At 65.2% G+C, this 18,718-nt stretch carries 18 protein-coding genes and 1 pseudogene; 10 read left to right on the forward strand and 9 right to left on the reverse strand.

Going from position 1 to position 18,718, the window contains the following annotated elements; translation table 11 throughout:
- Window positions 1-154: 154 nt before the first annotated feature.
- Window positions 155-904: a spermidine synthase gene (locus FEZ61_RS05255; RefSeq protein ID WP_017640484.1), complete on the reverse strand. Its 750-nt coding sequence runs from the start codon at window positions 902-904 to the stop codon at window positions 155-157.
- 112 nt (window positions 905-1,016) lie between these two features.
- Here FEZ61_RS05255 and FEZ61_RS05260 point away from each other — a divergent pair, with 112 nt between their 5' ends.
- Window positions 1,017-2,363, forward strand: coding sequence for a 3-deoxy-7-phosphoheptulonate synthase class II (locus FEZ61_RS05260; protein WP_173147586.1), 1,347 nt, complete (start codon window positions 1,017-1,019; stop codon window positions 2,361-2,363).
- 19 nt (window positions 2,364-2,382) lie between these two features.
- Here FEZ61_RS05260 and FEZ61_RS05265 read toward each other — a convergent pair whose 3' ends face one another.
- On the reverse strand, window positions 2,383-3,582 hold the full coding sequence (locus FEZ61_RS05265; protein ID WP_173147588.1) for a crosslink repair DNA glycosylase YcaQ family protein: 1,200 nt from the start codon (window positions 3,580-3,582) through the stop codon (window positions 2,383-2,385).
- Between the two features lie 34 nt (window positions 3,583-3,616).
- Window positions 3,617-3,868 (reverse strand): DUF1127 domain-containing protein, encoded by a 252-nt coding sequence (locus tag FEZ61_RS05270; RefSeq protein ID WP_017640481.1) that lies wholly within the window; start codon window positions 3,866-3,868, stop codon window positions 3,617-3,619.
- Between the two features lie 101 nt (window positions 3,869-3,969).
- On the opposite strand from FEZ61_RS05270, the gene FEZ61_RS05275 reads away from it, so the two are divergent.
- A complete protein-coding gene (locus tag FEZ61_RS05275; RefSeq protein WP_017640480.1) occupies window positions 3,970-4,821 on the forward strand; it encodes a LysR substrate-binding domain-containing protein in 852 nt (283 codons plus the stop codon).
- Between the two features lie 176 nt (window positions 4,822-4,997).
- Here the strand turns inward: FEZ61_RS05275 and FEZ61_RS05280 are convergent, their stop codons facing one another.
- The 3 genes and pseudogenes from FEZ61_RS05280 to earP form a co-directional block, all read right to left on the reverse strand.
- Window positions 4,998-5,738 carry a sulfite exporter TauE/SafE family protein gene (locus FEZ61_RS05280; RefSeq protein ID WP_173148097.1) on the reverse strand — a complete coding sequence of 247 codons (741 nt, stop codon included), beginning with the start codon at window positions 5,736-5,738 and terminating at the stop codon, window positions 4,998-5,000.
- A gap of 116 nt (window positions 5,739-5,854) precedes the next feature.
- Window positions 5,855-6,421, reverse strand: coding sequence for an elongation factor P (gene efp, locus FEZ61_RS05285; RefSeq protein WP_160922794.1), 567 nt, complete (start codon window positions 6,419-6,421; stop codon window positions 5,855-5,857).
- A 48-nt stretch (window positions 6,422-6,469) separates the two neighbouring features.
- Window positions 6,470-7,597, reverse strand: a pseudogene (earP, locus tag FEZ61_RS05290) (elongation factor P maturation arginine rhamnosyltransferase EarP); the annotation flags it as partial.
- A 138-nt stretch (window positions 7,598-7,735) separates the two neighbouring features.
- Here earP and FEZ61_RS05295 point away from each other — a divergent pair.
- Entirely contained in the window at window positions 7,736-8,428 is a 693-nt protein-coding gene (locus FEZ61_RS05295; RefSeq protein WP_017640477.1) for an endonuclease I family protein, read from the forward strand.
- A gap of 27 nt (window positions 8,429-8,455) precedes the next feature.
- Here the strand turns inward: FEZ61_RS05295 and miaE are convergent, their stop codons facing one another.
- The 3 genes from miaE to FEZ61_RS05310 form a co-directional block, all read right to left on the reverse strand.
- Entirely contained in the window at window positions 8,456-9,067 is a 612-nt protein-coding gene (gene miaE / locus FEZ61_RS05300; RefSeq protein WP_160922795.1) for a tRNA isopentenyl-2-thiomethyl-A-37 hydroxylase MiaE, read from the reverse strand.
- Window positions 9,068-9,140: 73 nt separating this feature from the next.
- The gene (locus FEZ61_RS05305; protein WP_026083772.1) at window positions 9,141-9,617 is read right to left on the reverse strand and encodes a DUF1289 domain-containing protein; all 477 of its coding nucleotides are present in this window, start codon (window positions 9,615-9,617) and stop codon (window positions 9,141-9,143) included.
- A gap of 96 nt (window positions 9,618-9,713) precedes the next feature.
- Window positions 9,714-11,159, reverse strand: coding sequence for an NCS1 family nucleobase:cation symporter-1 (locus FEZ61_RS05310; RefSeq protein WP_093251375.1), 1,446 nt, complete (start codon window positions 11,157-11,159; stop codon window positions 9,714-9,716).
- 298 nt (window positions 11,160-11,457) lie between these two features.
- Here FEZ61_RS05310 and FEZ61_RS05315 point away from each other — a divergent pair, with 298 nt between their 5' ends.
- From FEZ61_RS05315 to kdpA, 7 genes are all read left to right on the forward strand, one after another.
- A complete protein-coding gene (locus FEZ61_RS05315) occupies window positions 11,458-12,162 on the forward strand; it encodes a GntR family transcriptional regulator (RefSeq protein WP_017640473.1) in 705 nt (234 codons plus the stop codon).
- Window positions 12,163-12,170: 8 nt separating this feature from the next.
- Entirely contained in the window at window positions 12,171-12,902 is a 732-nt protein-coding gene (locus FEZ61_RS05320) for an aspartate/glutamate racemase family protein (RefSeq protein WP_093251383.1), read from the forward strand.
- 352 nt (window positions 12,903-13,254) lie between these two features.
- Complete coding sequence (acnB, locus tag FEZ61_RS05325; protein WP_160922539.1) at window positions 13,255-15,855, forward strand: bifunctional aconitate hydratase 2/2-methylisocitrate dehydratase; 2,601 nt, start codon at window positions 13,255-13,257, stop codon at window positions 15,853-15,855.
- Window positions 15,856-16,012: 157 nt separating this feature from the next.
- The gene (locus tag FEZ61_RS05330; RefSeq protein WP_093251390.1) at window positions 16,013-16,225 is read left to right on the forward strand and encodes a hypothetical protein; all 213 of its coding nucleotides are present in this window, start codon (window positions 16,013-16,015) and stop codon (window positions 16,223-16,225) included.
- Between the two features lie 338 nt (window positions 16,226-16,563).
- Window positions 16,564-16,782: a hypothetical protein gene (locus tag FEZ61_RS05335; RefSeq protein ID WP_158897040.1), complete on the forward strand. Its 219-nt coding sequence runs from the start codon at window positions 16,564-16,566 to the stop codon at window positions 16,780-16,782.
- A gap of 138 nt (window positions 16,783-16,920) precedes the next feature.
- Window positions 16,921-17,010, forward strand: a complete 90-nt coding sequence (locus FEZ61_RS05340) for a potassium-transporting ATPase subunit F (protein WP_017640468.1) — start codon at window positions 16,921-16,923, stop codon at window positions 17,008-17,010.
- Between the two features lie 9 nt (window positions 17,011-17,019).
- Entirely contained in the window at window positions 17,020-18,717 is a 1,698-nt protein-coding gene (gene kdpA / locus FEZ61_RS05345; protein WP_173147590.1) for a potassium-transporting ATPase subunit KdpA, read from the forward strand.
- Window position 18,718: the final 1 nt, after the last annotated feature.

Raw genomic sequence — 18,718 nt, forward strand, 5'->3', positions numbered from 1 at the left:
CTAGGATTGTTCGCCGTCGGGCGAACGCACGACCGGTGTAACCATGGCGGCGGACCGGGAAAATGCAGTTCCTGAACGGAAGGTCAAAAAGACCGGGGCGAATAATACCCGAACCCTGGACATTTCTCCAGAGAACCTTGGTCTACTTTTAGGGTCAGGTTGCCGCACGCAGGTTGTTCAGATAGGCCTCCAGATCGAAGCCGATGCGCAGGCTCAGTTCGCGAACGCGCTGCCGTGTGCCAGCCTCGTCCAGCTCCTGCTCCAGGCTCGCCGGTACCAGCAGGATCACGTTGCCCTCCACCACCGGGCACTCCCAGTAATGATGGCGGAACAGCCCGCGCAGCAGCGCCGCGCCCAGCGGCTTGCCGTCGGTGGCGCTCCACTGGTTGATCATCAACCAGCCGCCCGGGTTGAGCTTGGCCTGGCAGTTTTCCAGAAAGCGCCAGGCCAGGTGGGCGCTGGACGGGCCGACATCGGTGTAGAGATCGACAAAGATCAGATCTGCCGGCGCCGCGCTATCGAGCAGCTCCAGGGCATCGCCGATCCGGATCTGCAGCCGCGGATCTTCGCCAAGGCCAAGATGCTGCCGTGCCAGGCGCGGCACCGCGGGGCGCAGCTCCAGGGCTTCCACCGCCTCCAGGGGCAGCCACTTGAGGCAGGCCTGAGTCAGGGTGCCGGCGCCCAGGCCGAGAAAGAGCGCCCGCTGCGGCTGCGGGTGGCAGAGCGCGCCCAGCAGCATGGCGCGGTTGTAGTCGTATTCCAGCCAGGCGGGGTCCGTGGTGAAGACACAGCTCTGCTCCACCTCTTCGCCGAATTCAAGGAAGCGGTAAGGCCCCACCTCCACCACCCGAATCCGGCCATGGTCGTCGACGACCTCTTCCAGCAACACTTCCGTCTCGACCATCACCACCCTCCTCTATAGCCGCCCATGGTAGCCGCGATGGGCACTGTCTATCGAGAGTTGTCGCTGCTATCGGTTACCATGGAAGGCTTCGTCGCACCACTCAGAGAGAATCATGTCCGCGCCCTGGAGCCCCACCAGCTGGAGAGGCCTGCCCATCCAGCAACAGCCCGAATACCCCGATCAAGCCCGTCTCGCCGATGTCGAGCGCACCCTGGCGGGTTATCCGCCTCTGGTCTTTGCTGGCGAAGCCCGCGAATTGCGCCGACAGTTCGCTGAGGTCACCCAGGGGCGGGCCTTCCTGTTGCAGGGCGGCGATTGCGCGGAAAGCTTCTTCGAATTCTCTGCCGGCAAAATTCGCGACACCTTCAAGGTGCTGCTGCAGATGGCGGTGGTCATGACCTTTGCCGCCGGCTGCCCGGTGGTCAAGGTCGGTCGCATGGCCGGCCAGTTCGCCAAGCCACGCTCTGCGAATGACGAGGTCCAGGATGGCGTCTCCCTGCCGGCCTACCGCGGCGACATCGTCAATGGCATCGACTTCACCGAAGGCAGCCGTGTCCCGGATCCGCAGCGCCTGATCCAGGCCTACAACCAATCCACCGCGACCCTCAACCTGTTGCGCGCCTTCGCCCAGGGTGGTTTCGCCGACCTGCACCAGGTGCATCGCTGGAACCTGGACTTCATCGCCAACTCGTCCCTGGCCGACCGCTATCACCAGTTGGCGGACCGCATCGACGAGACCCTGGCGTTCATGCGCGCCTGCGGCCTGGACACCGCGCCCCAGGTCAAGGAAACCAACTTCTTCACCGCCCACGAGGCGCTGCTGCTCAACTACGAAGAAGCCTTCGTCCGCCGCGACAGCCTGACCGGCGATTGGTACGACTGCTCCGCGCACATGCTCTGGATCGGCGACCGCACCCGTCAGCCCGACGGTGCCCACGTGGAATTCCTGCGTGGCGTGAACAACCCCATCGGCGTCAAGGTCGGCCCTTCCACCACCAGCGAAGACCTGATCCGCCTGATCGACACCCTCAATCCGGAGAACGATCCAGGCCGCCTCAACCTGATCGTGCGCATGGGCGTGGGCAAGGTTGGCGATCACCTGCCGCGGCTGATCCAGACCGTCGAGCGTGAAGGCCGCCAGGTGCTGTGGAGTTCCGACCCCATGCACGGCAACACCATCAAGGCCTCCAGCGGCTACAAGACCCGGGATTTCGCCAGCGTGCTGGGCGAGGTCAAGGAGTTCTTCGGCGTGCACAAGGCCGAAGGCACCTATGCTGGCGGCATCCATATCGAAATGACCGGACAGAACGTCACCGAGTGCATCGGCGGCGCCCGTCCGGTCACCGAGGACGCCCTCTCCGATCGTTACCACACCCATTGCGATCCGCGCCTGAACGCCGATCAGTCCCTGGAACTGGCCTTCATGATCGCCGAGACGCTCAAGGGCATCCGTCGTTGAGCAGCATGCGCGGCGCTCTCTAGCGCCGCGCCACTGCCTCCCGCAAGACGTCCGCCGGCCCGTGCAATTGCAGGTCGGCGAGGCCCAGCCAGTCGGCCAGGGCCCGTAACTGCCCAGCCAGGGCATCCAGGCCTTCCTCATCCAACCCCGCCGGCTCCAGGTGCACCGCATGCACCGCCAGGCGCGACTGCGCCCGCTCGGCGCGCAGATCCACCCGCGCGGCCAGCCGCTCTCGGTAGAGAAAGGGCAGCACATAGTAGCCATAGACCCGTTTGGGCGCCGGCGTGTAGATCTCCAGTCGATAGCGGAAACCGAACAACTGCTCGGTGCGCTCGCGCTCCCAGACCAGGGAATCGAAGGGCGATAGCAATGCGGCGGCCTGCACCGGCCGCCCGGGGTTCGGGGTATCCACCACATAGGCTGGCTTCGACCAACCCTGCACCTGGATCGGCTGCAGACTGCCCTCCTCCTGCAACTCGGCGATACCCTGGCGTGCTTCGGCGGGACTCAGACGGAAGTAGTCGCGCAGCTGGACCTCGCTCGCAACCCCCAGAGCACGGGCGCTGCGCAACAGCAGTGCCCGCCGTGCGGCTTCAGGCGTGGGGGCCGGAGCCGCGAGCAGCGCCGCCGGCAGTACCCGCTCGGGCAGGTCATAGAGCCGCTCGAAACCGCGCCGCCCCGCCACCGTCACCTCGCCGGCAGCGAACAGCCACTCCAGCGCCAGCTTGCCCGGACTCCAGTCCCACCAGGGACCGGCCTGCTCGGCACGCTTCGCCAGGCTGCCAGCGCCCAGGGCGCCGCGTTGCACGACCGCTTCCAGGGTCTGGGCGACGACCTGCGGCTGCTCGACGGCGAACCGTGCCAGCTGGCGATAGATGCCGACGCCCTGGCGCGCCTGTTCGCGACGCCAGCGCAACTCGGCCCAGACCTCGGCTGGCACCAGCGAGGCCTCGTGGGCCCAGCATTCGTAGAGCTGGCGCTTGCGCCCCCGGCCCCAGGCCAGGGCATCGAAGTCGGCGAAGGCATAGCGGCCGAGACGACTGAACAGCGGTAGATAGTGCGAGCGCACCAGGGCGTTGACCGAGTCGATCTGCAGCACATTCAGGCGCACGGCCTGGCGGTACAGGGCGGCAGCGCCCGCGCCGCCCTTGGGTTGGCTACCGAAGCCCTGGGCGCGCAAGGCCAGGCGTCTGGCCTCGCGCAGGGAAAGGCTTTCCATCCGAACTCCTGATAGCGAGAGGTGATGCTCCACCCTAGCAGGATCGGCGGCCGCCCTCCTCTGCCGGCTGCTGCCAGAAGGGCTTGTCAGCCTCCTGCCAGGCATCGGCGCGACTCAGACCCAGGTCGTGCAAGGCACTGTCATCCAGCCGATAGAGCGCACGGCGCTGACGGGAGACCTGCATCGCTCGCTGCAACCAGGCCAGGGCCCGACGCAGGCGGCAGCTGACGTCCAGATATCCACGGGCGCGAGCGAACGAATCATGGTGAGTAGCGAGCCGAGCCATGGTGAAACTCCTTCTCCAAGGGGTATGGCTCAAGTCTGGAAGCTGGCATAACATCAATCCAACGAATCTTTCTGATGCGATCCATTCACCAGGCTGATGCCATGAACTATCCCAGCATAGAGACCGATCTGTTGCGCACCTTTGTCGCCATCGCTGACCAGGGCGGCTTCACCCGTGCCGCCGAGGTGGTCAATCGCACCCAGTCGGCGGTGAGCATGCAAATGCGCAAGCTCGAAGAAGACGTACTGCAGCGGCGGCTGTTCGAGCGAGAGGGCCGCCAGGTACGCCTGACGGCGGAAGGCCAGATCCTGCTGGGCTTCGCCCGGCGGATCCTCAAGCTGCATGGCGAGGTGATGACTACCCTGCGCGAGCCGCACATGGTGGGCACGGTGCGCATCGGCACCCCCGATGACTATGTCATGAGGTTCATTCCGGGCATCCTGGCGGGCTTCGCCAAGGCCTATCCGCTGGTGCAGGTGGATGTCCACTGCGAGACCACCGCGGGCCTGCTGCAACGTCAGGACCTGGATCTGACCATCGTCACCCGCGAACCGGGCAACGAGATCGGCCTGCCCCTGCGTCGCGAGCGCTTCATCTGGGCCGAGGCGCCGGGTTTCGATATCCACCAGCGCGATCCGTTGCCGCTGGCGATGTTCAACACCTCGTGCTTTCTCAGCGAATGGGCCCGACGCGCCCTGGACAGTCGTGGGCGTGGCTATCGTCTGGCCTACAGCAGCCCGAGCCTGGCGGCGCTGCTGGGCATCGTCAAGGCGGGCCTGGCCGTCACCGCGCAATTGGAAAGCCTGTTGCCCAGCGAACTGCGCCGCCTGAGCGAAGCCGAGGGCATGCCCGATCTGCCGGCCTGCTCCATCGAACTGCTGCGCAATCCGCGCAGCGCTTCACCCATCATCGACACTCTCGCCGAGCATATCGCCGAGGGCTTTCGGCAGTAGGACTTGTCTGAAAAGTCGCCGAGCGAAGGTGAGGCAAAGCAAGAATCAGCGAGGAAGCGGATTGGACTCGCGCTCGAGTTTACAAATGGTAAATGAGCATTCCGACCGAGCTGGCGATCCAGCTGATTTTTAACGCAGGATCACCCATGCGCAGGCAGTTTTCAGACAACGTCTAATCAGCGCAGCGCCAGCAGCACCGCACACAGCAGCAGGAAGCCACAGAACAGCAGCCGCAGCAGGCGCTCTGGCAGCTGGTGCGCCAACTTCACGCCCCAGCTCACGCTGAGCAGCCCACCCAGGGCGAGCGGAATACCCACGCTCCAGTCGACCTCCCCATGCCAGGCGTAGCTGGCCAGGGTGACCCCGGTGGTAGGCAGCGCCATGGCCAGGGACATGCCCTGGGCCGCCACCTGGGTCAGGCCCATGACTCCGGCCAGGATCGGCGTGGCGATCACCGCCCCACCGACACCGAACAGCCCGCCGACCATACCCGCAACCAGCCCCAGCACGCCGAGACCCAGCCGGCTCGGCGTCGTCAGCGGCGGCTGGCCACGACGATAGAGTTGCCAGAGGTTGTAGAGCACCAGCAGGAACAGGAAGCCGACGAAGCCGTGGCGCATCGAGCGGGCATCCAGGGACACCGCCAACGCCGTGCCCACCAGGGCCGACAGCATCCCGGCCGCGGCCAGCAGCCCGGCGCGTTGCCAGTCGATGCGGTTGCGCTGGTTGTACTTGTAGACCGACAGCAGCACGTTGGGCACCACCATCACCAGGGCGGTGCCCTGGGCCAGTTGCTGGTCGAGGCTGAACAGCAGGGCCAGCACCGGAATGGCGATCAAGCCGCCGCCGATGCCGAACAGGCCACCCACCACGCCCAGCAGCGCGCCGAGGACGACATCGATCAACAACGTAAACAGCGATTCCACGATGGCACTATCCAGCAGCGAAGAAAGGTTGAAACAGCGGTCGATCCCGGCAGACACCCAGACAGCAAAAAGCCCGGCAAGCCGGGCTTTCTGTCGAGACGCCTGGTTTAGACCTTGGCGCGCGACTTGTACTCGTTGGTACGGGTGTCGATCTCGATGTGGTCGCCGATATCGCAGAACTCGGAAACCTTCAGCTCGTAGCCATTGTTCAGGCGCGCGGTCTTCATGACCTTGCCCGAGGTGTCGCCGCGAACGGCCGGCTCGGTGTAGGCGATCTGGCGCACGATGGTGGTGGGCAGCTCGATGGAGATGACGCGGTCGTTGTAGAACACCGCTTCGCAGACGTCGGTCATGCCGTCTTCGATGAAGGCAATGGCTTCGCCCAGGTCGTCTTTCTCGACTTCGTACTGGTTGTAGTCGTTGTCGACGAACACATACAGGGGATCGGCGAAGTAGGAATAGGTCACTTCCTTGCGATCCAGAATCACCGGCTCGAGCTTGTCATCGGCGCGGAAGACGGTCTCGGTCGCGCTGCCGGAGAGCAGGCTCTTCAGCTTCATCTTGACCACTGCAGCGTTACGGCCGGACTTGTTGTATTCAGCTTTCTGGATGACCCAGGGAGCGTTGTCGATCATGGCCACTTGGCCGGCACGGAACTCTTGTGCGGTTTTCATGCGGTTATCCGTATGGATGGAAGAACGGGATTTCGAGGCGCCATATGATAGCCAATCTGTATGGAAATGCACCAGGCTGGCGGCAAGATCGCTGTGAGAAGCCATCCGATCGCTCCAATCCCGCGCCAGCAGACGCCAGTCCTCGACCTGCGCCTCCAGCGCCGACCAGGCTACTGCCAGGTCGCCGCGACCGTTCCAGGCTAGCCATAGGTCACTGACCGCAGCGCCCAGTTCAGGGGTGCCCGAGGCGACATAGCGCGCCAGAAAGGCCTCGAGCTTGACGAAGTGGGCGTCCTCTTCCTGCGGATAGATGTGCCAGACGAAGGGATGCGCCGCCCACTGGGCGCGGACGAAGGAGTCCTCGCCACGGATGGCATTGAAGTCACAGCACCACAGCAGCCGGTCGTAGTCCTGCTGGGAGACGAAGGGCAGCACCTGCACCCGCAGGGCGCCGCGACGGTGGCTGTCGCCGGCCTTGAGCCAGTCGACGCCGAGCCAGGCGGCGACGTTGGCCAGCACCCGGCCCTCCGGTACCAGCAGGCAGGTGGGGCGCGTGCCGGCGCTGAGGGCATCGAGCCAGTCGATCAGCGCCGGGTTCTCGTAGGCGAACAGCGAGAACAGTCGCTCCCCGGTCTGGCGTCGAACGCCCAGCCCAGCCAGAAAGTCGTCCCGGGCCGTGGCCGCCTGGAGGAAGCCGTCACGCTGATCGAGCAGGTCGTGCTCACGCAGCAGTCCGCCCACCTTGGCGGTGAAGCCGGGAAAGAAGAAATACTTGTTCAGCCCGGTGGGTTGCAGCGACGGCAGGGCGTGGCAGCCTTCGATCCATTCCTCCGCGCTCAGGTATTCCAAGTTCAGCCAGAGCGGTCGCTCGGCGCGACGCGCCATGGCCGTGACGAAGCCGTCCGGCAGCTGGCAGGCGAAGGCCTCCACCACCACGTCGCCCGGCTCCGCTGCGGCCCAATCGGCGCGCCAGAGACGCACCTCGACGCCACGGTGCCATTGCTGCTCGGCCGCGCCATCGACCCCCGGCTGGATGCGTGCCAGGGGATAGAGGTCGTCGATCCAGAGGCGGACCTGCTGGTCATGTTCGGCGACCAGCTGATGGGCCAGGCGCCAGGTGATGCCGGCGTCACCATAGTTGTCCACCACGGTGCAGAAGATGTCCCAGGCAGCCATGCCATACCTCTAAGTCATTGATATCGAATCGTGTTCTGCGCCCTTGCCAGGCGGTCGCGAGGCGGATTCCAGTGAACCCAATCACACCGCGACCCCAAGCGGGTCGGTAGTATCCGCGCTTTTTCGGACGGATTCTCCATGTCGTTGCGCCCCGCCCTGCTGTTCTGCCTGAGCCTGGCTTCCTTGAGCGCCCTGGCGACCCCCCAGCCGCCTCGCACCTTCAGCGAAGCCAAGGTGGTCGCGGCCAAGGTCTATGCCAAGCAGGGCGTGGATTTCTATTGCGGTTGCCACTACAACGGCAAGACCGTGGACCTCAAGAGCTGTGGCTACGTCCCGCGCAAGAGCGCCCAGCGTGCCAGCCGCATCGAATGGGAACACATCGTGCCGGCCTGGGTGATCGGCCATCAGCGCCAATGCTGGCAGAAAGGCGGCCGCAAGAACTGCACCGCCAACGATCCGGTGTACCAGAAGGCCGAGGCCGATCTCTTCAACCTGGTGCCGGTGGTCGGCGAGGTCAATGGCGATCGCAGCAACTTCGCCTTCGGCTGGCTGCCGCAGAAACCGAGCCAGTACGGTGCCTGCCAGATGGTGGTGGACTTCAAGGCCAAGACCGCCATGCCGCGCCCGGAGATCCGCGGCATGGTGGCGCGCACCTACTTCTACATGAGCGACCGCTACGGCCTGCGCCTGTCCAAGCAGGACCGCCAGCTTTATACCGCCTGGACCAAGCAGTATCCGCCGGAAGCCTGGGAGCGCCAGCGCAACCAACGGCTGGCCTGCATCATGGGGCGTGGCAATCCCTATGTAGGCGAGACCAAGGCCTGCAAGTAAGGCGGTGCAGAGCCAGTTCAAAGGCTCTCAGGCGGCGGAGGGGATGCCGCTATGGAATCTCAGCTCGCGATCGCTGGAGGTGATCAACTCCACTTCCAGGGCACGCACCTCGGCGATCTTGGCGTCGACGTCGTCGCGCTCGCCATAGAGATAGGCGAGCTTGAGATAGTCCTGGAAATGCCGGGCCTCGGAGGCCAGCAGGCCGCTATAGAACTTGCCCAGCTCCGCGTCTAGGTGGGGCGCCACAGCACCGAAGCGTTCACAGGAGCGGCACTCGATGAAGGCGCCGATCACCAGGCTGTCGGTCAGCTTCAGCGGCTCGTGGTTGCGACAGAGCTTGCGCAGGGCACCGGCATAGCGCGCCGAACTGACGTTGCGGTGCTCGATGCCACGGCGCTTCATGATTTGCAGCACCTGCTCGAAATGGCGCAGCTCTTCACGGGCGATGCGGGACATCTTCCAGGACAGCTCGGCGCGATTGGAATAGGTGAACAGATAGTGAAAGGCGGCGCCAGCGGCCTTCTTCTCGTTGTTGGCGTGGTCCTGCAGCAGCGTCGGCAGGTCCTGCAGCGCGGCCTCGACCCAGGCATCCGGCGTGCGGCAACCGAGGAATTCGTTCATCTCGGGCAAGGACATCAGCGTAATCCCGTGCAAAAGCCGCGCATTATAGAGAAAGGCGCGCGCCTGGGCAGCGCCACTCGCCCGGCAGCACTCAGACGCGGCTGTCGACGCCTTCGAGCAGGAAGCGTGGGGCGATGTAGCGATCGTAGTGAGCTTCGGACAGGAGGAAGAATTCCCGGTCGATGGCGTCACGCAGATCGGCAAGGGGGCGCTCGCGAAACTCCGGCAAGAGGCGCACGCCATAGGCATCCAGCTGCTGGATGTGGCGCGCACCGCGGGCCAGCAGCTGGTAGGCCCAGCAGTATTCCGACTGATCCGGCCGGAAGCGGATGCTGCGCTGCTGCAATTGCTGGCGCAAGAGCCCCGGATCGAAGACATCGACCTTGGCCGACACCACCTGCACCAGCAGCAATTCCAGACGCGCCCAGACGGCGCGGCGCTCTTCTTCGCCGTAGAGATTCCAGTTCACCACCTCGTGGTGGAATCTCTTGCAGCCACGGCAGACGTGGTCGCCGAACATCGTCGAGCACAGGCCGACACAGGGCGTCTTGATGACAGGAGCGGGCATGGGCGGCAAGCCTTGGAGCAAAACGCCTAGTCTAGCCGGAAACGTCGACGACCGGCGCGGGCCACCCGCGCCGGTCGTGCAGAACCCCAGGCCAAATCACACCGCGGCGACGCTCCGGCTTGGCAGCGGATTGGCGCTACGGCGGCTCAGCCCGTAGAAGAACAGCCCGCCCAGGAAGCAGCCGGTGAACCAGGCGAAGTTGGCGATGGGCTTGAACCAGGGCACGAAGGTGAAGCACAGCCCGATCAGCGCCGCGGCCACCAGTGCCTGGACCGCGACCCAATTGACGCCGCCGCTATACCAGTAGGCGCCACTCGGGCTGTCGTCGAACAGCGCATCGACATCGATGCGGCCCTTGCGCAGCAGGTAGTAGTCCACCAGCAGGATGCCGAACAGCGGGCCGATGCAGGACGCCAGGACGTCCAGGGTGTAGTGGATCACCTCGGGGTTGTTGAACAGATTCCAGGGGGTGAGAAAGATCGAGGCCACGGCAGCGATCATGCCGCCCGCGCGCCAGCTGATCTTGCTCGGCGCCACGTTGGCGAAGTCGAAGGCGGGCGAAACGAAGTTGGCGACGATGTTGATGCCGATGGTGGCGGTGACGAAGGTGAAGGCACCCAGCAGCACCGCGGTGGTGTTGTCGATGCGGGCCACGGTGGCGATGGGATCGTGGATCATCTCGCCGAACACCGGAAGGGTGCCGGAGACGATCACCACGGTGACCAGGGAAAAGGCCAGGAAGTTGATCGGCAGGCCCCAGAAATTCCCGCGACGAACGTCCTGCATGGAGCGGCAGTAGCGGCTGAAGTCACCGAAGTTGAGCGTGGGCCCGGAGAAATAGGACACCACCAGGGCGATGGCGACGATCACCTGGCCAAAGGCCGCCCAGCCGGTCAGCTGCTTTTCCGCCAGGGTAAAGCTGATATTGCTCCAGCCGGCGCGCCAGACGATCCAGGCGGCGAGCAGGAACATCACCGCATAGACGGCAGGGCCAGCCCAGTCGATGAAGCGGCGAATGGACTCCATGCCGGCCCAGAACACGCAGGCCTGCAGGAACCAGAGGGTCAGGAAGCCACCCCAGCCCAGGTAGGAAAGACCCAGGAAATCGCTGTCGCCATAGACCGCCAGCGCGGGGAAGAAGCGCAGCACCACGATGACCAGGGCGCTGGAGGCCAGGTAGGTCTGGATGCCGTACCAGGCCACCGCGATCAGGCCACGGATCACCGCTGGAATGTTCGCGCCGAAGACGCCGAAGGCCAGCCGGCAGACCACCGGATAGGGTACGCCGGCCTGCTGGCTGGGCCGGGCGACCAGATTGGCGATGACCTGAACGATGCAGATCCCCACCAGCAGCGCGATCAACACCTGCCAGCTGGCCAGCCCCAGGGCGAACAGGCTGGCGGCGAAGACATAGCCACCGACGCTGTGCACGTCGCTCATCCAGAAGGCGAAGATGTTGTACCAGCTCCATTTCTGCTCGACCGGGCCGAGGTCTTCGTTGTACAGACGTGGGCTGTAGCCCGGGGGAATCTGCTGGTTCATGAATCGCCTCCTCCATGGTGGCGGGTACCTGCATACGGCGCCCGCCTTGTTTTGTATACAATCCCACCGAGCAGAGACCGTGCCAGTTACCGCGAAATACCTTTAACTCGCTGGCTCACTAGGGATTTTTCACAGGAAGAGCTACCAATGCAGCATTCCAGACGTTACCGGACGTGCACTCCCCTGGGGCGTTTGGTGGCAGACAGGCGCTACCTTGGCGCACAGAGTCGACCAGATTCCCCCATCGTCGAGGCCCCATAACTTGTATACAATATAGGCAAATCGCCGGAGCCAGCCCATGAGTGCAGTACCCTCGCCGCTCGCCGTTGCCGCCTCGCCCCGGGACGAGCGGATCTACCAGGACATCCTCGACGCCATCGTCGAGCATCGCCTGACTCCGGGCACCCGGCTGCCGGAAGACACCCTGGCGGAAACCTTCGGCATCAGCCGCACCGGCATTCGCAAGGTGCTGCAGCGGCTGGCCCTGGAACGCCTGGTGACCCTGCGCGCCAATCGCGGTGCCCAGGTCGCCCAGCCCAGCGCCAAGGAAGCCCAGGACATCCTCGCCGCACGCCAGCTGATCGAACCGGCGCTGATGCCCCTGGTGGCCGCACGGGTCGACAGCGCCCAGCTCGCGCCCCTGCGGCAGCTGTGCCTCGAGGAGCACGAGGCCCAGCATGGCGGCCGCCACAGCCTGGCGATCCAGCTGTCCGCGCGCTTCCACGTCGAACTCGCCGCCCTCGCCGACAATCAGGTGCTGACCGAGCAGGTCGCCCAACTGGCCAGTCGCTCCTCGCTGCTGATCGCCATCTATGGCTCGCGGCACAGTCTGGGTTGCGATTGCGGCCAGCACGAAGACCTGCTGGACCTGCTCGTCCAGGGCAAGGGCGCGGCCGCCAGCGACTGGATGGCGCAGCATCTGCGCCTGATCCGCGAATCCCTGCGGATCGACCGGCCTGTGGCCGCCGAGCCCGATTTCCGCAGCATCTTCAAACGCAGTTGAGGCGTCCCATGCAGATTCAGGTCATCAATCCCAATACCAGCGCCAACATGACCGCCAAGATCGGTCGCGCAGCCCAGGCCATCGCCCGCCCGGGTACCACCATTCTCGCCAGCAACCCCGAAGCCGGTCCGGTTTCCATCGAGAGTCACTACGACGAAGCCGTGGCTGCGGTTGGCGTGATCGAGGAAATGCGCAAGGGCGTCGACGCGGGCTGCGCGGCCCATGTCATCGCCTGCTTCGGCGATCCGGGCCTGCTGGCCGCGCGGGAAATGGCCAAGGGGCCGGTGCTGGGTATCGCCGAGGCCGGTTTTCACCTGGCCAGCCTGCTGGCCACCCGCTTCGCCGTGGTGACCACCCTCACCCGCACCCGCATCATCGCCGAGCACCTGCTGCAGCGTTACGGCTTTGCCGAGCTGTGCACCTCGGTGCGCTGCATCGACCTGCCGGTGCTGGCGTTGGAGGCCGCCGACGACAGCCTGATCGAGCTGATCGCCGCCGAGGGGCGTCGCGCCCGGGACGAGGAAGGTGCCGGGGCCATCGTGCTGGGCTGTGGCGGCATGGCCGATCTGCGCGAAGCCCTGAGCGAGGCCATCGGCATTCCGGTGATCGAAGGTGTCAGCGCCGCGGTCAAGCTGGCCGAATCCTTGGTCGACCTGGGCCTGGGCACCAGCAAGCACGGTGACCTGGCCTATCCCATCGCCAAGCCCTTCAGCGGACGCTTCGCGCATCTGGGTCGCTAGGCTACGGCCAAGGTCTAACGGCGTGACGCACACGATGCGACAACGCGGCGCTTAACTTCGTCAGAGGCTTGGCGTAGAATTAGGCAGCCTTATAGGCGCAATGTCCGATACGAAGCTGTTTTCAAAGCGTCACGAGCAAAGTATCCGGCGATCCGGCAGCGGCGGCCTCATCAACCGCCTGCTGCCGATTAGCTCTCCAGCAGCCGGCGTAAAACTTTGAAAACAGCTTCCAGCGGAATGCGTCCGGCGCGACGGCGGTCCTGCCCGCAGCCTCCCCCGTCATACCCTGCCGGATACATTTCGGGGCGCCAGCCCCCGGACGCAATATTGGACCACTGATGAGGGTCAACCTGTGCTTGAAGCCTATCGTAAACACGTAGAAGAGCGTGCCGCCCAGGGCATCGTGCCCCAGCCGCTGAACGCCGAACAAACGGCCGGTCTGGTCGAACTGCTGAAGAATCCCCCGGCCGGTGAGGAAGAATTCCTCGTCGACCTCATTACCAACCGCGTACCGCCGGGCGTCGACGAAGCCGCCTACGTGAAGGCCGGTTTCCTCTCCGCCATCGCCAAGGGCGAAGCCCAGTCCCCGCTGATCTCCCGTCAGCGCGCTACCGAGCTGCTGGGCACCATGCAGGGCGGCTACAACATCGCCACCCTGGTCGAGCTGCTGGACGACGCCGAACTGGGCGCCGTGGCCGCCGAGCAACTCAAGCACACCCTGCTGATGTTCGACGCCTTCCACGACGTGGCCGAGAAAGCCAAGGCGGGCAATGCCCACGCCAAGGCCGTCATGCAGTCCTGGGCCGAAGGCGAGTGGTACAAGAAGCGTCCGGAAATCGCCGAGAAGTACACCCTGACCGTGTTCAAGGTGCCAGGCGAGACCAACACCGACGACCTCTCCCCCGCCCCTGACGCCTGGTCGCGTCCGGACATCCCGCTGCACGCCCTGGCCATGCTGAAGATGGCCCGCGACGGCATCGTGCCCGAGCAACAAGGCAGCATCGGTCCGCTCAAGCAGATCGAGGAAGTGCGTGCCAAGGGCTTCCCGGTCGCCTACGTCGGTGACGTGGTCGGCACCGGTTCTTCCCGCAAGTCCGCCACCAACTCGGTGCTGTGGTTCTTCGGCGACGACATCCCCTACGTGCCCAACAAGCGCGCGGGCGGTTTCTGCTTCGGCTCCAAGATCGCGCCGATCTTCTACAACACCATGGAAGACGCCGGTGCCCTGCCGATCGAATTCGACGTGTCTGAGCTGGAAATGGGCGACGTCATCGACGTCTATCCCAAGGCTGGCAAGGTCACCCGCCATGGCAGCGACGAGGTGCTCGCCACCTTCGAACTCAAGACCCCCGTGCTGCTGGACGAAGTCCGCGCCGGCGGCCGTATCCCGCTGATCGTCGGCCGTGGCCTGACCGAGAAGGCGCGTGCCGAACTGGGCATGGGTCCGACCGACCTGTTCAACAAGCCGGACCAGCCGGCCGAGAGCAGCAAGGGCTACACCCTGGCGCAGAAGATGGTCGGCAAGGCCTGCGGCGTCGAGGGCGTGCGCCCCGGCACCTACTGCGAGCCGAAGATGACCACCGTGGGCTCCCAGGACACCACTGGCCCGATGACCCGCGACGAGCTGAAGGACCTGGCCTGCCTGGGCTTCTCGGCTGACCTGGTGATGCAGTCCTTCTGCCATACCGCGGCCTATCCCAAGCCCATCGACGTCAAGACCCACCACACCCTGCCGGATTTCATCCGCACCCGTGGCGGTGTTTCCCTGCGTCCGGGCGACGGCATCATCCACAGCTGGCTGAACCGCATGCTGCTGCCCGACACCGTCGGCACCGGTGGCGATTCCCACACCCGCTTCCCGATCGGCATCTCCTTCCCGGCCGGTTCCGGTCTGGTCGCCTTCGCCGCGGCCACCGGCGTCATGCCGCTGGACATGCCGGAGTCGGTACTGGTGCGCTTCAAGGGCAAGATGCAGCCCGGGATCACCCTGCGTGACCTAGTGCATGCCATTCCCTACTACGCCATCCAGAAGGGCCTGCTGACCGTCGAGAAGAAAGGCAAGAAGAACATCTTCTCCGGCCGCATCCTCGAGATCGAAGGCCTGGAAGACCTGACCGTGGAGCAGGCGTTCGAGCTGTCCGATGCCTCCGCCGAGCGCTCCGCCGCCGGCTGCACCATCAAGCTGTCGCCGGAGTCCATCACCGAGTACCTGCAGTCCAACATCACCCTGCTGCGCTGGATGATCGAGGAAGGCTACGGTGACCCGCGTACCCTGGAGCGCCGTGCGCGCGCCATGGAGGCCTGGATCGCCAACCCGGAACTGCTCGCCGCCGATGCCGACGCCGAATACAGCGAAGTCATCGAGATCGACCTGTCCGAGGTCAACGAGCCCGTCCTGTGCGCCCCGAACGATCCGGACGACGCCCGCCTGCTGTCCCAGGTGGCCGGCGACAAGATCGACGAGGTGTTCATCGGTTCCTGCATGACCAACATCGGTCACTTCCGCGCCGCCGGCAAGCTGCTGGACAAGGTCAAGGGCTCGATTCCGACCCGCCTGTGGCTGTCGCCGCCGACCAAGATGGACCAGCACCAGCTGACCGAGGAAGGCTACTACGGCATCTACGGCAAGGCTGGCGCACGCATGGAAATGCCGGGCTGCTCGCTGTGCATGGGCAACCAGGCCCGCGTAGCCGCCAACGCCACCGTGGTGTCCACCTCCACCCGTAACTTCCCCAACCGCCTGGGCGACGGCGCCAACGTCTACCTGGCGTCGGCGGAACTGGCCGCGGTGGCCTCGATCCTGGGCAAGCTGCCCACCGTCGAGGAATACATGGAATACGCGAAGAGCATCGACAGCATGGCCGCGGACGTCTACCGCTACCTGAGCTTCGACCAGATCGCCGAATTCCGTGAAAGCGCCGAGAAGGCCCGTATCGCCGCCGTCGAAGTCTGACGTTAGCGTTAGGTACTGAGAAACCGCCCTTCGGGGCGGTTTTTTATTGCGCCGCGATCCTGGCTGTCCAGGACAGCTGCCTCCCCTTGAACCGGTCTTAAGCGGCGGTTAACCCAAACGCCCTACCCTCAAGTTTTCCATCTACCGAGATCACCTCATGAAACGTCTTGTTATCGTGAGCCTATCCACCCTGCTGCTCGGTCTCAGTCAGACGACGATGGCAGCGGGTTGTATCAAGGGCGCCGTGGTTGGCGGCGTGGCGGGGCATGTGGCCGGTCACCACGCCATCGCCGGTGCCGTCGCCGGTTGCGTCATCGGCCATCACCTGGCGGCGAAGGCCAAGGAAGAGCAGCAGCACGGTCATTCCTGAATGCGATGAGGCGCTTTCCAGCGGTGGACATGAGTCGCTATCAACATCGCGACTATTCACCGAAGCAGCCATTCGCACAGCGCCTGAGACGGCTTTAACGCAGACTCTTCACGCTCTCCCAAGCCCAGTCCGTATCGCGGCCATGGCCCGCTCCTACAGCTTCAGGCATGGCTGTAGGAGCGGGCCATGGCCGCGATATCGATAGTCCGCCAACGACCCAGGTGATTAATGGCGTCCAGGGCGACTTGGCGGCCAAGCTGTAGCGCAGGAGAACTGGCGAGGCTCGGCAAGGTCAATTGTTACAGGACATTACTTCGCACCCACGAGAGGTCGCCACCATGAAGCTCCTGCCTACCCTTGCCCTGTCTGTTCTGCTGCTCGGCGCCAGCCAAGCCACCTTCGCCGCCGGTTGCGTCAAGGGCGCCGTGGTCGGCGGCGCCGCGGGCCACGTCGCCGGTGGTCACGGCGTTGCCGGTGCAGCGGCGGGCTGCGCCATCGGTCACCACGAGGCCAACAAGAAGGCCAAGGAAGAACAGCAGGCCGCGCCCAAGCAATAGTTGCAAGGCCCCGCCAGCACTGGCGGGGCCGATTTAACGCTTTCTTTACGCCCCGCCACCGCTCCCCGCCTCGCTTCTTTACACCCCTCCTCCCGACAATTTCTCCACGCGGCAACGGCCGTCTCTGGAGAACTCGCGATGACCCCCTGGAATCTTCTGGCCCTGCTCCTGGCACTGGGTCTGTTCGTCTATCTGCTGGCGGCGCTGCTGCGCGCCGGCCGGTCCTAGGGAGGCGGCATGGACAGCCAAGCCGCGTTCCTGATCCTGGCCTTCCTGGCCCTGACCTTTCTTCCCGCGCCCTTCCTGGGGCGCTACTTCTACCGCGCGCTGGAAGGCGAGCGGACCTGGCTGACCTTTGTCGGCGGGCCCCTGGAGCGCCTGACCCTCAAGGTGGTGGGCACCGATGGCCGCGGCCAGGACTGGCGCACCTATGCCATCGCCCTGGTGCTGTTCAACGGGCTGGGGATCATCCTGCTGTTCACCATCCTGCTGCTGCAGGGCAGTCTGCCGCTCAATCCGCAGCATCTGCCCGGTCTGGAATGGACCCTGGCGCTGAACACCGCCATCAGCTTCGTCACCAACACCAACTGGCAGGCCTACAGCGGCGAAGCCTCGCTGAGCTACTTCAGCCAGATGGTTGGCCTGGGCGTGCAGAACTTCGTCAGCGCCGCGGTGGGCGTGGCCGTGCTGGCCGCCCTGGCCCGCGGCATCACCCGCCGTAGCGCCCAGGAGATCGGCAATTTCTGGGTCGATCTGTTTCGCGCCACCTTCTATGTGCTGCTGCCGCTGTGCGTGCCCCTGGCGCTGCTGCTGATCTGGCAGGGCGTGCCCCAGACCTTCGCCGCCTATGTCGATGCCACCACCCTGCAGGGCGCTAGCCAGACCCTGCCACTGGGCCCGGCGGCCAGCCAGATCGCGATCAAGCAGCTGGGTACCAACGGCGGCGGCTTCTTTGGCGTCAACTCGGCGCACCCCTTCGAGAACCCCACGGCGCTGAGCGATCTGCTGGAGCTGTCGGCCATCCTGATGATTCCGGCCGCGCTGGTGTTCAGCTTTGGCCACTACGTCAAGGATCGGCGGCAGAGCTGGGCGATCTTCGCCGCCATGTTCAGCCTGCTGGTGGTCGGAGGCGCCGTGGCCATCGGTGCCCAGAACCACGCCAACCCCGCGCTGGCCGGCCTGTCGATCACCCAGGGGGCGTCCCTGGAAGGCCTGGAGACCCGCTTCGGCGGTACCGCCTCGGCGCTCTGGGCAACGGTGACCACCGCCGCCTCCAACGGCTCGGTGAACGCCATGCATGACAGCCTGGCACCCCTGACCGGCCTGATCGCCCTGTTCAACATGATGCTCGGCGAGGTGATCTTTGGCGGCGTCGGCGCCGGTCTCTACGGCATGCTGCTCAATGTGCTGATCGCCGTCTTCATCGCCGGCCTGATGGTGGGTCGTACCCCGGAATACCTGGGCAAGAAGCTGGAAGCCCCCGAGGTGCGGCTGCTGGTGGCGACCCTGCTGGTCATGCCGCTGGGCGTGCTGGTGCTGGGCGCCATCGCTGCCGGCGTTCCGGCCGGCGTGGCCGGGATCGGCGCCAGCGGCCCCCATGGTTTCAGCCAGCTGCTCTATGCCTACACCTCGGCCACGGCCAACAACGGCTCGGCCTTTGGCGGTTTCAGCGCCAACACCCCCTTCCACAACCTGATGCTGAGCCTGGCCCTGCTGATCGGTCGCTTCGGCTACATCCTGCCGATCCTGGCCATCGCCGGCAGCCTGGCCGCCAAGCGACCCGTGCCGCTCGGCCCCAACAGCTTTCCCACCCACGGGCCGCTGTTCGTCACCCTGCTGGTGATCACCCTGCTGCTGGTGGGCGGCCTGACCTTCCTGCCGACGCTCGCCCTGGGGCCGATCGCCGACCATCTGCAACTGTTCGGAGTCCGCTGAA

The organism is Pseudomonas sp. MS15a(2019) (assembly GCF_013277805.1).
Taxonomy (GTDB): Bacteria; Pseudomonadota; Gammaproteobacteria; order Pseudomonadales; family Pseudomonadaceae; genus Chryseomonas; species Chryseomonas benzopyrenica.